At 54.1% G+C, this 13,249-nt stretch carries 12 protein-coding genes and 1 tRNA gene; 8 read left to right on the top strand and 5 right to left on the bottom strand.

All coding sequences use genetic code 11. From position 1 onward, the window contains the following. Positions 1 to 16: 16 nt before the first annotated feature. Positions 17 to 460 carry an SRPBCC family protein gene (locus tag IG168_RS12560; protein ID WP_193164748.1) on the bottom strand — a complete coding sequence of 148 codons (444 nt, stop codon included), beginning with the start codon at positions 458 to 460 and terminating at the stop codon, positions 17 to 19. A gap of 19 nt (positions 461 to 479) precedes the next feature. Then, positions 480 to 803, bottom strand: a complete 324-nt coding sequence (locus IG168_RS12555) for an ArsR/SmtB family transcription factor (RefSeq protein WP_193164747.1) — start codon at positions 801 to 803, stop codon at positions 480 to 482. A 252-nt stretch (positions 804 to 1,055) separates the two neighbouring features. On the opposite strand from IG168_RS12555, the gene IG168_RS12550 reads away from it, so the two are divergent. The 3 genes from IG168_RS12550 to IG168_RS12540 all read left to right on the top strand — a co-directional run bounded on the left by IG168_RS12550 (position 1,056) and on the right by IG168_RS12540 (position 2,348). Continuing rightward, positions 1,056 to 1,132 (top strand) — tRNA-Arg (locus IG168_RS12550). Positions 1,133 to 1,625: 493 nt separating this feature from the next. Next, a complete protein-coding gene (locus IG168_RS12545) occupies positions 1,626 to 1,985 on the top strand; it encodes a hypothetical protein (RefSeq protein ID WP_193164746.1) in 360 nt (119 codons plus the stop codon). A 57-nt stretch (positions 1,986 to 2,042) separates the two neighbouring features. Continuing rightward, complete coding sequence (locus IG168_RS12540; protein WP_193164745.1) at positions 2,043 to 2,348, top strand: hypothetical protein; 306 nt, start codon at positions 2,043 to 2,045, stop codon at positions 2,346 to 2,348. Positions 2,349 to 2,592: 244 nt separating this feature from the next. Here IG168_RS12540 and IG168_RS12535 read toward each other — a convergent pair whose 3' ends face one another. Then, on the bottom strand, positions 2,593 to 4,131 hold the full coding sequence (locus tag IG168_RS12535) for a peptide MFS transporter (protein WP_193164744.1): 1,539 nt from the start codon (positions 4,129 to 4,131) through the stop codon (positions 2,593 to 2,595). Between the two features lie 506 nt (positions 4,132 to 4,637). Then, positions 4,638 to 5,558 carry a LysR family transcriptional regulator gene (locus IG168_RS12530; RefSeq protein WP_193164743.1) on the bottom strand — a complete coding sequence of 307 codons (921 nt, stop codon included), beginning with the start codon at positions 5,556 to 5,558 and terminating at the stop codon, positions 4,638 to 4,640. 161 nt (positions 5,559 to 5,719) lie between these two features. Between IG168_RS12530 and IG168_RS12525 the strand changes: the two genes are divergently transcribed. Then, complete coding sequence (locus IG168_RS12525; protein WP_193164742.1) at positions 5,720 to 6,211, top strand: DoxX family protein; 492 nt, start codon at positions 5,720 to 5,722, stop codon at positions 6,209 to 6,211. Positions 6,212 to 6,279: 68 nt separating this feature from the next. Next, positions 6,280 to 7,227 carry a glutathione S-transferase family protein gene (locus tag IG168_RS12520; protein WP_193164741.1) on the top strand — a complete coding sequence of 316 codons (948 nt, stop codon included), beginning with the start codon at positions 6,280 to 6,282 and terminating at the stop codon, positions 7,225 to 7,227. Positions 7,228 to 7,557: 330 nt separating this feature from the next. On the opposite strand, the gene IG168_RS12515 is transcribed toward IG168_RS12520, so the two are convergent. Continuing rightward, complete coding sequence (locus IG168_RS12515; RefSeq protein ID WP_193164740.1) at positions 7,558 to 10,041, bottom strand: lipase-like domain-containing protein; 2,484 nt, start codon at positions 10,039 to 10,041, stop codon at positions 7,558 to 7,560. A gap of 740 nt (positions 10,042 to 10,781) precedes the next feature. Here IG168_RS12515 and IG168_RS12510 point away from each other — a divergent pair. From IG168_RS12510 to IG168_RS12500, 3 genes are all read left to right on the top strand, one after another. Continuing rightward, a complete protein-coding gene (locus IG168_RS12510; protein WP_193164739.1) occupies positions 10,782 to 11,498 on the top strand; it encodes an AHH domain-containing protein in 717 nt (238 codons plus the stop codon). Beyond that, a complete protein-coding gene (locus IG168_RS12505) occupies positions 11,495 to 12,070 on the top strand; it encodes a hypothetical protein (RefSeq protein ID WP_193164738.1) in 576 nt (191 codons plus the stop codon). Before IG168_RS12510 ends, IG168_RS12505 begins: the two co-directional genes overlap by 4 nt. A 552-nt stretch (positions 12,071 to 12,622) precedes the next feature. Next, positions 12,623 to 13,231, top strand: coding sequence for a YiiX/YebB-like N1pC/P60 family cysteine hydrolase (locus IG168_RS12500; protein WP_193164737.1), 609 nt, complete (start codon positions 12,623 to 12,625; stop codon positions 13,229 to 13,231). Positions 13,232 to 13,249 lie beyond the last annotated feature (18 nt).

The raw sequence follows: 13,249 nt of genomic DNA, 5'->3' as shown, positions 1-13,249 counted from the left end.
GGGCGCACCCAGGATTTCAATCCATGCTCGCCAATACTGTTTCCAGGGCCGTAAAGAAGTTTCTCCAGCCCTGTTTGGCGCCACCGTACGCCTGCTTCTGCTCCGGCCGGAAGCCGACCTGCTCCATACGCAGGTGCGTACCGTCCGCGGTTGGCGTCAGTGTGAAAGTCACCACACTCTGCACGTTGAAGGCCGCATCCTCATTTGGGAAATTCCAGGTGTAGGAAAGCGTTCTGTGCGGCTGGACGACCAGGACTTCGCAGTCCAACACACCGCCCCAGTCCGCGCGGAGATTAAAGCGATGCCCCTGGACCGGCTGAAAATCGTTTTTCATCAACCACTCTTCCACCAGATGCGGCACCGTCAGCGCGCGCCACAGCTTTTCGGGTGGATGGGGCAACTCGCGTTCGACCACAACGGAGCGTGTTTCGCGCGATGCTTCGGTTGAAATTTCGTTCATTTGTCCATCCCTGTTTCTTTTACTGATCCATTCTCTTCAGCAGATCCTCCAGCGCGTCGAATCGCTGCTCCCAGAAGGCCTTCATTTCACTGGTCCAGTCGAGTAGCGGCGTCAGTGCAGCGGGCTGTGCGCTATAGTGCGTCTGGCGCCCCTCGTGGCGATCAAATACCAATCCGGCCCGCTTTAACACACCGAGATGCTTGGAAACCGCCGGCTGCGACACGCCCGCCTGCTCCGTCAGCGCCCCAACGGTCTGCTCTCCCTGCTGGCACAACTGCTCAAACAGCGCTCGTCGTGTCGGGTCGGCAAGAGTCTTGAAAAGCACATCACGGGTGTCCGGCATCTGAAATCCATAACTATCTGGTTATCAATTAAAGCATAACCACCTGGTTATGAGTTGGTCAAGCTGGATAATGGATTAGCCGCCAGAGGCAGCGCGCGTGCCAGCCTCCGCGCGTTTACTCGAATGAAGATCCGCCGGAAACACCGGCAATCGGCGCCCGGGCCAGTCAACTAACTCAATGATTTTCAAAGTATTTTTTAGAAACGACTATTGACCGTGGCACGACAATTCACTACAGTTCGCCACCTCGACGCGCTCGTAGCTCAGCTGGATAGAGTACCTGGCTACGAACCAGGCGGTCGGAGGTTCGAATCCTCCCGAGCGCGCCATACAAACAACGCCTTTCGAGGGTGGATAAAACTGCCCCTGCTCGATCAACCCGCGCCAGCGAGTTAAGAGCAAGCATCACGAGCCGGCAGGTTCAAAAGCGCCCTGCCCCCTAACCGTTCTAAATCCTTCCGCACCTTCCGCCATCAACCAGAACTGCAACCTCTGTAAACCTGCATCGCTGTCTCACTGACGAAACTTATCCGCACAGAGTAAAGCCCGAGCGTCATAGTTTTACTCAGCCGCTCAGTATTGCCATTTCACTCGTCGCTGAGATATCCGGTAGTATTGTTGGACACAAGCCCCTGCCCCCTGGGCACGCCCACTTACCAGGTGCAGAAATAGCAAAGCAAATATTTTGGGGAAAATTGCAGTAGCGCTTTAGAGGTCAAATTTAGAGGTAATTAAGAAGACAATATCAGCCTTACAGGGAGTCACGTATTGGGAAAGCTAGCGAATCGGCTATTAGGCCTACTGCTCGGCGCTGGATTTGCGTTGTGTTCAATCTACCTGATCGGGGTAGCTACCGCCGTCGCTATACCGGCGGAACTAGCGGAACCGGTAAGCGAGATATCCGGCTTACTGGCGTTGGCGCTGATAGACCTGGCAACACTCGGTCTGCCACTCTCTGCTGCATTTCTACTCCTGGCCTATGGCAGCAAGTTTCTCACCCGGGAACCCGATGCTGTTTTTTACACCCTGCTATTGGCGCCGCTGATCCTGCTGAGGCTTTACTTTTCCCTGCTGGCGCCCGGCCTATCTATACATCTACTGGCTGCAACACTGCCGCATCTTCTACTGCTGTTGGCGTGCTATTTCTATTTAGTGCGCAGCGCTCAACGGGCGCAAGCCTGAAGCACCATTAGCCACAACAAGTGCCACTTACTGATAAATCAAACGAGAGGCGCCAAGATGAAAAGAAACATTTTCAAACGTGCAATTCCCTTTGCGCTCATTCCAGTGGCTGTGGGTCTCGGTCGACTGACCGCAGCCCACTTTGGCGGTGAGAACACTGAAAACCTGGCGTTTATCGCAAAATTGACACTGACATCGATGACTGTTGTATTTGGCGTAACCTGCGTATTTCTGTTTTGGTGGACGTCCGAAAAACGGAATCTTGGCAAGTCCCGGCAATTACCACTCCTCCAGTCGCCTCTATTCTGGATACCCGCAATGGCCGCCATCCTGCTGGGGATCACTCACGCACTGAAAATGTAAAGCCCTGGCGGTAGCGCAGTTCGAACCGGGGGTGTATGAGCTGATACGGACTTTCTCGCCTGACGGAGCTGATCGCTAAGCGGATACTCCTTCAGCAAAGCACATCCCTCTGCCTGCCCTTCCCGCCTTTGAAATTAAGACCGAAAAATAAAAAAGGGAGCTTCAATAGAAGCTCCCCTCTTCGCCTAGCTGACTGTCCGCCGCAGGCTGCGGGCAGTCTGGCTTGATTCAGCTATCCGTCCGCTTAAGACGCCGCTTCAGCGGGTGCCAGCTCTACAGCAGCACCGTTGTGCTCGTGATGCTTCGTCGTCAGCTTGCGCATCAGCGGAAGTGCTGCCAGTGCGATAGCTGTGGCCACCAAGCCGGCCACGCCCAGCTTGTTGAACAGGTCGGTGTAAATCGGCAGGGATTCCAGCGGATCGGTGATGCCCTTCGGAATGCTGGCCATGTTGGCCACCACGCCGCCCAGGTACTGGGAAATACCCACTGCCACAAAGTAGGCGCCCATCATAAAGCCGCCCATACGCGCCGGCACGTAGCGGGCGATCATTGCCAGGCCGAGACCACTCACCAGTAATTCACCCAGGGAGTAGAAGCCGTAACCGACGATCATTACCCAGGAGGAAGTCTTGCCGTCGACGGCAAACTGGCCGGCAATGCCGTAGGTGAAGAAGCCCAGCGCCACCACGGAGAAGCCCAGGGCAAATTTTGCCGCAATGGAAATATCCTTGTTGCGACGGCCCGCCCAGCTATATAGCCATGCCAGTACCGGGCTCAGCAGCATGATCCAGATGGGGTTCAGCGCCTGGAACTGCGCCGGAGACCAGGTCCACAGATGGGCGCCAAACACCTGGAAGTTCCAGTCCACATTGCGCAGCGCGAACAGCGCCAGTGAGGTGGACATCTGCTGGTAGAAGATAAAGAAGAATACGGTCTGCAGGGTCAGCACCAGCGCGGCGATCAGGCCGGCGCGCTCACTTTCCACACTGCTGCGAATCAGGTGTACAAAAATACCCAGCACTACGAAGCCGGCCACATACACGAACAGGCGCGCTACCGACTGGTATTCCAGCACGATGGTGGAACCGATAATGGCCAGCAGGGAGCAGCCCAGCACCGCCATCAGCTTCTTCTTGTCCACCGGCTGCTCATCGGGCTCGGAACCGTAATGGGACAGGGTTACGCGCATCAGCAGGTAGTTTGCGAGACCAACCACCAGGCCCACAGCACATACACCAAAGGCCGCGTGCCATCCCAGCTCGTGCCCCCAGGACTGATTGACGTAGTCCTTGATCCACGGGGTCAACAGCATGGAGAAGGTAGACCCCACGTTGACCGCCATGTAATAGATGGTGAAGGCGCTGTCGATTTTTGAATCATCGCCCTCGTAAATCTTGCGGACCAGGTTGCCGGCGTTCGGCTTGAACATACCGTTACCGACCACGACCACACCCAGTGCGGCAAACAGGAAGGTAGCGTTTTCTGTCGGCACTGCCATCAGCATATAGCCGAGGGACAGGATGCCGGCGCCGATGAACATGGTGCGCTTGGTGCCGAGCACCTTGTCGCCCACCCAGCCGCCGATGGCGGGGGCCACGTAGATCAGGGCCGCGGCGGCGGACCAGACCAGGTTTGCGCGGCTGTCGTCAAAGCCGAGGCGCTGCACCATGAAGTAAACGATCAGCGCCTGCATGCCGTAATAGCCGAAGCGCTCCCAGAGCTCAATGAGGGTGACGGTGGTAAACGATCGCGTTTGCGAATAGGGTTGGACTTGTGTCGTCATGCTGGGTACTGCCTAATCATTGTTGTATTTTGCCGCTGTGACTCATTGGTCTGCTTTTTGGCGCCAGCGGCTAGTGGGCACCAATGTATGCAAAACGTATGATTTTGCAAATGTGAAACCGTACGCACTCATGACTAGTACCAGCTCACGAGTCGACTTCAGCCCAAACGACGTCAGGGCAAGGTAAAGGCAACTGTGCGGTATCGGAGCCAGACGCCGCACGCGTCGCGCGGTTTCGACTGAGAACCCACCTCGCCAATTCACAACGAACAAATATTGCACAGCCCGGCACCCTCCCGCGACGAGTCGGCAGGACGAACGTAAAAAAGTGTAAATTTATTAAATTGAGCCCTTAATACCCAGGATGCCGGGGCGACGGAATGTCATGTGCCCCACGCTCTGGCGCCGCTGAGGGGGCAGATGCTGGAGCGAGACCCGGCATCGAAAAAAGGGGTTTGATCAGCAGCTGCACCACGCATTTGCCGCGAGTGAATCAGATAGCTGTGCTATTTCACCTGGTCAAATTCATCCCAATAGGGTGGACTGCCAAAATAGCTTTCCATGAAATCAATAAACGAACGCAGCTTGGTCGCCAGTAATTTCCGGTGTGGATACACGGCATAAAGCGCCATGGGTTCAGGTTCGTATTCTGGCAAAATCACTTTCAACTTACCCTGTTTAATCGCCTCCCCGACCATAAACGTTGGCTGCAAAGCAAATCCGTCGCCCGCAATTGCAGCCTTAGCCAACACCTCGCCGTTATTACACATAAAACTTGTCTTCTGGCTGCGACTACTGGCTTTGAGCGCTTCCATTAAGGGTGACTTGTGTTTGTCGTACTCCATGTAGCTGTAGCCCAAGTAGTGGTCCGGCGATAAATCCTCAGGGGTTTGGGGAGTACCGTGTTGCTCCAGATACTTCGGAGCAGCACAAGCCACCAACCTTATGGGTGCAATGTGTTTTGCAATAAGTGAAGAACTTTGCAAGCGGCCGATGCGCAGCGCGACATCATAATTCTCTTCGACAACATCTACTTTACGATCATTCAGCTCGAGATCTACCCGAACCGCTGGGTGTGCTTGCAGAAAGTCACTGATTAAAGGTGCCAGGTGGAGTGTGGAAAACGAGACTGGCGCGCTGATGTGCAAGAGTCCCTGCGCCTCACTTTGGAGATAACCCAGCTGGCCCTCCATGTCTTGAATACTCTCCAGAATCTGCTGCGCATATTGGAGGCATTGTGCCCCCTCTTCGGTCAGGTGAACCCTGCGCGTAGTGCGATTCAACAAACGTACTCCCAGGTGCTCTTCCAGCTGCGATACGTATTTGCTGACCAGTTGGTTAGATATATTCAGTTTATCTGCAGCTCTGGTGAAGCCACCTTCGTTGGCAACGGCAACGAAGGCTTTCATGGCATCAATGCGGTCCATCCCGGCCTCCCGTAAGATCACACATTCACTATCAATGATATGTTGATAATCCTCCAACAGAAAGGCTATTTATAGGGTTTTACGTTGCTATTAAGGTGTATTTGAGCCTGATTAAGGCAGTTTAAGGGTTATCCCGCAGCAACTGATTGGAGATAAAACGGATGAGCAAGAAAACATTGAAAGCAGTAATGAACTCGAATGCTGGATTGGCAGCGTTGGTACTTCGAGTACCGGTAGGTATTACCTTGGCCGCTCACGGTGCGCAAAAGCTGTTTGGCTGGTTCGGAGGCTATGGACTTGAGGGCACGGGTCAGTGGATGTCCAGCATCGGCCTCGAACCCGGCTATTTGATGGCGCTCCTGGCGGGCAGCGCGGAGTTCTTTGGCGGGCTGGCACTGGTACTAGGCCTGCTTACACGCCCTGCCGCCGCGGTAAGTGCGTTCACCATGCTCGTGGCTATTTTCGGCGTTCACTTTAGTCACGGTTTGTTCCTGAGCAACAACGGTTATGAATATGCGCTGGCATTATTTGCCGCAACCGTTGCTCTGGCGATTCAAGGTGGCGGTGCCCTTTCCCTGGATAAACAACTGCTTGGAAGCGTTATCGACAAGCAGCAACCCCAGGGTGTAACAACCGCAGGCGCCAGAGCTTAAATTGTAAAAAGAATGCACCCTGCCCTCAGAGCTATCTGGGGGCGGGAAGGAGCAATGAGGTAATTACCATGTTAGTTAATGGAGTTTGGAAGGAAAGCTGGCAACCCGTCCAGAACAAAGACGAACAGGGACGTTTTATTCGGCAAACCTCTTCATTTCGCAACTGGATCACTCCCGATGGTTCACCGGGCATCACAGGAAAGGGTGGTTTTAAAGCGGAAAAAGGTCGCTACCACCTGTATGTGGCCTACATTTGCCCCTGGGCAAGCCGCGCCCTAATGGCCCGACAGCTTAAAGGGTTGAGCGATGTTATCAGTGTTTCCGTAGTCAACCCTCGCCTAGCGGAACAGGGTTGGCAATTCGGTGGTTACCCCGGCAGCGATGAAGATGCGCTTACGGGCGCACGCTATATGCATGAAATATACACCAGCGCCGACCCCGGCTTTACCGGTAGAGCGACCGTACCGGTTTTGTGGGACAAGCACAGCAAAACGATTGTTAACAATGAGTCTGCCGACATACTGCGCATGTTGAACAGTGCCTTTTCCCACCTCGGGCGCCCGGGGCCGGATCTGTACCCGCAAGAGCTGGCCAGCGAAATAGACGAATTGAACACGTATCTGTATAGCGACTTGAATAATGGCGTTTATCAGGCCGGTTTTGCCACCACACAATTGGCCTATGAAGAGGCATATTCAAAGGTTTTCACAGCACTCGATGCGATGGAGTCCCGCCTTGCAGATGGGCGCGACTACCTCTTTGGTGACCTGTTGACTGAAACGGATATCCGTTTGTTTGTTACTCTGGTGCGTTTCGATGCTGCCTATCACGGCATTTTTAAATGCAATCGCAATACGCTCAGGGAAATGCCTCACCTTTATGACTACATGCGCAGAATCCTGGCGATTGAAGGCATTGCCGAGGTAGTGAATCTGGATCATATCAAGGCCGGGTATTATTCAATCACGGCGCTAAATCCAAGCGGTATCGTACCCGTAGGCCCGGGGTCACTGTAAATGAAGGCCACCCGATATCGAGGTGACAGACATGGTCTTCGTTTCTCGCGGTAGCGGACAGGTGCCGCTACAGGGTGATACCGGGCGAATGAGACGGGAGACACTGAAAACGATTGTCAATAAATCGCAATAGCCTTCCAACAAGGCAGGCGAGCCCGTATTAACCAAAGGTTGCCGTGGGCGGAGCGCTGCGAACGGGCGAGCCGGAGTGTTGAACCTGCCAGGATCGGCAATAAAAAAGGCCAGCCCGACATAAGGCTGACCTTGGCGCGGCCCCCGCCGCTTACGGGGACCTCTTTCCCATTCCCTCCCCGACCAGGGAGGGGCCGGTCAATCCAGGGATTCCAGGATCTCCGCCTGGTTCAGGTACATCGGGTTGATATCCTTCAGGGTAAACAGTCCAATGACATCCACATGGTCCCAGCCGGACTTGTTGCCCATGTACTGCCACACACCGGGCACCGGCAATCCGTTGTACTCCTGGTAGGGCGCGCCCGTGGGAGCCATCATACTGTTGGTGTTCACCACGCTGTCGTTGGCGAACCAGCCGGCATCCACACCCAGGTTGCTGTTCTTGTACTGCCCCATGAACAGCGACTGCGGCATAAACGGCAGGAAGGTGGAAGCACTGGGATACTGTTTTTGCGTAAACAATCCTTTGAAGGTGGACTGGGTTGAATACGTGAAGTAATAGACGTCCGGGTAGGTAATGGCACCGCCGTAGATATACGGCGCACCCTCCACGCTCAGGTCGTACAGTGAGGTATCCGTCGATTCGGCCCACAGGCGGTCGTCCTTGACGCGGTGGAAATAGTCATCCCAGCTTTCCCCGGATTGGCGCTTCAGCGCCCACTGGTCGAGCTTCAGGTCGTAGATCACGTTCTCGCCACTGACCAGGCCCGCCGCCCGGTAGATGGAGGTTACCAGTTGCTCGGTAATATCCAGCGGGTTGAAAAACTCGGTCAGCGTGGTGCCGTTGTGGGGCGTGGAAACGGTGGTGATACTGTGCACCCAGTTCCTGCCGCCCTCGAACACGGTGCCGGCCTCGTAGTGCTCTTCCGGAGAACCATCCCGCAACAGCTTGAGCAGCACCCGGGCTGTCTGGCCGCCCTGGCTGTGGGCAATGATGTGAATCTTGTGGGCCGCATCCCAGTCGGGCAGCAGCCCCGCGAAACAGCGGCCAAATTGCGCGTGCCCATGGGTCGCGGCATGGGTTGCACCGTAGTTCACACAGCCGCCCTTAAGCTGGTAGTAGGCCTCCACGGCGCGGTCCCAGTTGGAACTGAGCGGCCCCACTGCCAGGGTGACAGTGTTATGCCCCTGGGATTTCAAATACTCCTGCAGGTCCCTCTTGCCCGTCCAGCCACCACCCCAGTACTTTAAGCCGAACAATTCATCGCGGCCCCAACCGGTAAAGCCGTGCAGCAGGACAATCGTGTCATTGTTTGCGGCCGGGGCGGCAGCGTAACTGGCGGAGGTTGATAAAGCCTGCAGCGCAAAGACCTGGTTGTTGTCGTAATTACAGGTGTACTGCATCAACTCCTGGTAGCCGGAACTGAACGGGCTGTCGTTCACATCCAGGCACTGGTAGCTGGATTTCGGCCGTATTACATAACCGGAGCCGTAGGGCACGAAGCGGAACAACTGGTTGTCGCTGCCGAAGCCCTCGCCCTGCTCGATTGCCGTACCGGCGGCGTCGGCAAAGTCCCGCACCGACAGCGACAGGTCACTGCTGGTGTTGCGGATCTGGTAGTAGCCGTCGGCCTGGTGGACCAGCTCGAACGTCTGCGCACTGGTGCCGTTACAGGAGTACTGCTGGAGCTGGGTGCCCGTGGAGGTGCTCGATCCCGGCACGTCCAGGCACTTGCCGCTGTGGGTAGCAACAATGTTGTAGATACCGTCCTGCACCGCGGCCTCGTAGACTACCGGCTCGAGCGTCCACTTCTGGTTGTCACCGCCATGCTCATCCCAGAGGTGGATTTTGGCCCCGTCGTCCAGAGAGACATCAGAGACGTCGATCGGCTTGTTGCCCGACAGGGCGGTTTTTATAAAAAACTCCCCGTCACCGGTACCCTCAACGAGGAAGCGCTGGTTGCTACCCTGGTTGCAGCTGTACTGCTGGACAGGGGTGCCATTGCCGGTTTGGCTCCAGTAGATGTCGACGCACTTGCCGCTGTTGACGTTGATAATCTCGTACTGGCCCGAGCCCGCGTAGACGAAATCGAACTGCTGTGCGGCGGTGGCATTGCAGCTCCACTGCTGCAGCTGCTTGCTGTTGGCAGTGCTGGACGAAGGCACGTCGAGGCAAAGCCCTGAGTGCACTGCCCTGGCCGTATATCGGCCGGGCGCCAGGGTGCGCTCGCCGTCGATGGTCGGGTCGATAGCAAAAGTCTGCTGGGGTGAGCCGCTACAGGCCATCTGCACCAGCACGCTCCCCTCCCCCTGCGATGCGCCCGAGAGCTCAACGCACTTGCCCGAGTTCCGGTTGCGTAGGATATAGCCGCTGCCGTTCCTCTGTGGCAGGAAGTGCTGGGAGCCGTAGTCGTACCAGCTGTACTGGACCACCGCCGCGCCGTCCGACTGGGAGCCGCCCTGCACGCGCATGGCTTTGCCGCTGTTTAGATTGATGATTTTGTAATAGCCGTCACCCACCGGGCTGATATCGAAATCCTGCACGGCCGAACCCGAGCAATTACTCTGTTCCAGCTGGACGTTATTGGATGTACTGCCGCCGGGCACATTGACGCATTTGCCGCTGTGGGCCAGTGTCAGTGTGTACTTGTCAGCAGGTAAATTGGCTGCGTGGGCGGCCACGGGTAACTGCAGAAGAAATAGGGAAATTATCCCGAGATAAACGGGAGTAAGTCTCTTCATCATGCGCCGAACCTCATTCTCTCTGTGAACTTGATTTGGCAACACGTCAACGATCACTTAAAGGGGGAACAGCATTCCTTTGAAGCAGGCCGGCCAATCCAGAAGCAGACTACGGCAATACGATACTTTGGACACACGGCTATTTGCCGGCGATTGATGATGATTTGGCGTGTTGTCGCTGTTTTTATTGGAAAAAATTTTATTATTTTAAAAATGCATTGTTTTGACACCGCAGCCATCGAAAACCAAAAAATGGCTGGCGAGCGGATTCTAGTCACGAAAATAAAACACTGTAAACCGCAAAAAAGTGACCGTACGTCCCCTGAGAAGCAGCGCACAAAACGCGCGCATACGGACGTACCAGTCCCTGGATCAGGTGATTACAGATTGGATATGCAGCTCAACAGGATATTGAGCATTGGGTAAAAGACCGGCGGGAAAAGACACTGTAAATAAGAATCAGGACTCTTGTGCGAGCCCCTGTTTTCGCTACGCGCTACAGGATTTCGATGTCATAACGTTGATCTGAGCCCATTTATTGCATAGTTTCTACTTCGTGGTTTTTTTTAATTTTTGAGCAAGAAAAAATACCCAAAAAGTACGATCGTACCCACCCCTTTCCCTGAAAAATATCTTCAGTTCGTTTACCATCATCACTGTCCAGAAAGGGAGATTCATGGATGGAATACGATCATGGTGTTCGTGTAACCCCGTTGGCTCACGAAATGACGGCTCTAGAGGCGGGAATTTTGGAGTACCAGCGCCAAGTCGAACAATACCACCAGGATAAAGCCAAAGCCTGTGCCACTGATGAGGAGCGCTTCGCCAATGACGAAAAGCTGGCGCAGCGGCGGGAATTTCTTGACAGCCGGAGACGCGATTTACTCACTCAGGCACAAGTCCAGGAAGGATTACATAAGTATCGCGAAGGCGCGCGCCTTGAAGATAATGAATGGATTTACGATGAAGAGCACCACCCTACCGGCCAGCTGGTCCAGTTTATGGAGAGTGAGGGGGACGTAAAGCCAGCGGATAATTGCCAAGCTCATCATATTATTCCAGGTAAAGGCTGGCGGTCTATGCAGCAGATCGCTGCACGGCTTAAGTTGCACGATTGCAATGTTGGAATCAATGATCCCGCCAACGGCGTATGGTTACCGGCCGAAATACAACATGTACCCCATTTCATACGCTCGTTGAGGCGTGCACTACCACACGGCCCACTTCATACCAAAAAATATGAAATGTGGGCAAACAACAGCGTAAGAGCCGCCCACAATGAAAGCACAGCAAGAATGGCCCTGAACAGAATGCGCACAAGACTCCTCAATGGACTCGATGACCTAGATCTGATTGGCACCCTGACTCAAAAGAGTAGAAAGCGTTTAGGACTATGACTTACTACAGAATAAAACCCGATCTCGACACCTATGGTTGGTTCGAGCTTGATTATGAAAAGATGCTAAAGACATTGGGGCGGAAAACTTTCAGCAAGTTTACCGAAACCGATGCATCCATAGCGGACAAATGGGACAATTTTGAAGCACGCTTTGAACCGCCAGATGGCGAAGTCGTTGTCAGCATTCGCCCTGACCTCACGACCTGGGGAGGTGGCTGCCATCTGGTATTAAACGAGAAGGCATTTAGTGTTCTGAAACCATTACTAGCTCCCTATGGCGAGTTTCTAAGCGCACCCAGTGAAGGCGAGGAATACCGAATATTCAATTGCCGCACCACCAAACCCGCCGACGACTCAAAAAGCCAAAAGAAGCTTGTTGATGGACTTCAAGAAGGCCTTATCAGCCTGGACTTCGATCCAGCCGATATTGCCGATGCACCGGTGTTCAAAACAGACTTTGACCTATTCCGCTCACTCTACTGTGACCAGCGCTTCAAGGATCTAGTAAGAGAGCACGGGCTAACAGGTATCGAGATCCGAGAAGACCTAGCTACCAGCCCGCTTCAGTAACTTTAGGATCATTCAAAATCGGGAATAGCCAGTCGAAATCGGACAATCAAATAGGTGTCAAAAGACTGATCTGACCACATTTATTTAGCATTTTTTAAAAGGCCGACGGGAAAAGCCGCTGCAAATAATAATGAGCACTCTTGCGCGAACGCCCGTTTTCGCTACGCGCTACAGGATTTCGATGCCAAAAGTTGATCTGGCCTTATTCATTTCTGAGAAAGTAAATTTGATCTGGCATTTATCCTGCGCACCATGTAACCGCCGCCACAAAGTTCCCATACCAGTTTTCGACCTTTATGGTGCCGACCTCCCTGGCAACCAGAGATAAAAACACTTCCGAACAGAAGCACCGCTCCCAATGATTGCCGCACATTAGCAACCCCGGCAACACGAAAAATTTCAATTAATAGCAAATTAAGGCAGGCAATCTTTGCAGTGCTAACATTCTACAGATCTTTGCCTCGACAAATTCAGAATGGCATCAGCAGCGGTTGAAAAAGGAAAGGCTACCCGTTGGCAATCCGGACCAACTAATAGCAAGGGAAGGTTTTTATGCCAAGTTACAACTCATTACGGGAAACCCTGAAGACAGGCGACATTGTGATCTTTTCAGGGAAAAGCGCGATCTCCAATATCATCAAGTTATTCTCCGGCGGCAAGTGGTCTCATGTCGGTATGGTGTTGCGCCTGAAAGAATTCGATAACGCCGTGCTTCTCTGGGAGTCCACCAAACTGAACAACATTCCCGATATCGAAACCCTCGCCGCAACAAAAGGCGTACAACTGGTGCCACTCAGCCAGCGGGTTGTTACCTACGAGGGGGAGATCAAGGTCAGGCAGCTCAACAAAGTCATTGGCCAAAAGATGCAGAACAAGCTTGCGGAGTGTCGCAAGCAGCTTTCCAGGCGCCCCTACGAAAGGAGCGAGATCGAACTCCTCAAAGCCGCCTATGATGGCATAGGCGGCGCCAGTAGCGGCGAGGACCTGTCGAGCCTGTTCTGCTCCGAATTGGTTGCAGAAGCCTACCAGGCGATGGGCTTGCTGCCCGAGTATCCGCATGGACTCCCATCCAATGAATACACTCCAATGGATTTTTCATCCCGGCGAAGCCTAAAGTTGGCCGAGGGATATGAACTGGGGCTGGAGATCACGATTTCATAGCAGGTGCCCCCTACCCGC

Origin of the sequence: Microbulbifer hainanensis, from assembly GCF_014904735.1 — a bacterium.
Taxonomy (GTDB): Bacteria; Pseudomonadota; Gammaproteobacteria; order Pseudomonadales; family Cellvibrionaceae; genus Microbulbifer; species Microbulbifer hainanensis.
Note: the sequence above shows the minus strand (reverse complement) of the source record. Positions and strands in the feature narration are given on the sequence as shown.

Excerpts from the sequence above, each read along its gene's own strand:
- IG168_RS12505 (WP_193164738.1), top strand. The coding sequence starts at position 11,495 with ATGACTTACTACAGAATAAAACCCGATCTCGACACCTATGGTTGGTTC.
- IG168_RS12535 (WP_193164744.1), bottom strand. The coding sequence starts at position 4,131 with ATGACGACACAAGTCCAACCCTATTCGCAAACGCGATCGTTTACCACC.
- IG168_RS12510 (WP_193164739.1), top strand. The coding sequence starts at position 10,782 with ATGGAATACGATCATGGTGTTCGTGTAACCCCGTTGGCTCACGAAATG.
- IG168_RS12530 (WP_193164743.1), bottom strand. The coding sequence starts at position 5,558 with ATGGACCGCATTGATGCCATGAAAGCCTTCGTTGCCGTTGCCAACGAA.
- IG168_RS12520 (WP_193164741.1), top strand. The coding sequence starts at position 6,280 with ATGTTAGTTAATGGAGTTTGGAAGGAAAGCTGGCAACCCGTCCAGAAC.
- IG168_RS12525 (WP_193164742.1), top strand. The coding sequence starts at position 5,720 with ATGAGCAAGAAAACATTGAAAGCAGTAATGAACTCGAATGCTGGATTG.
- IG168_RS12500 (WP_193164737.1), top strand. The coding sequence starts at position 12,623 with ATGCCAAGTTACAACTCATTACGGGAAACCCTGAAGACAGGCGACATT.
- IG168_RS12540 (WP_193164745.1), top strand. The coding sequence starts at position 2,043 with ATGAAAAGAAACATTTTCAAACGTGCAATTCCCTTTGCGCTCATTCCA.
- IG168_RS12555 (WP_193164747.1), bottom strand. The coding sequence starts at position 803 with ATGCCGGACACCCGTGATGTGCTTTTCAAGACTCTTGCCGACCCGACA.
- IG168_RS12560 (WP_193164748.1), bottom strand. The coding sequence starts at position 460 with ATGAACGAAATTTCAACCGAAGCATCGCGCGAAACACGCTCCGTTGTG.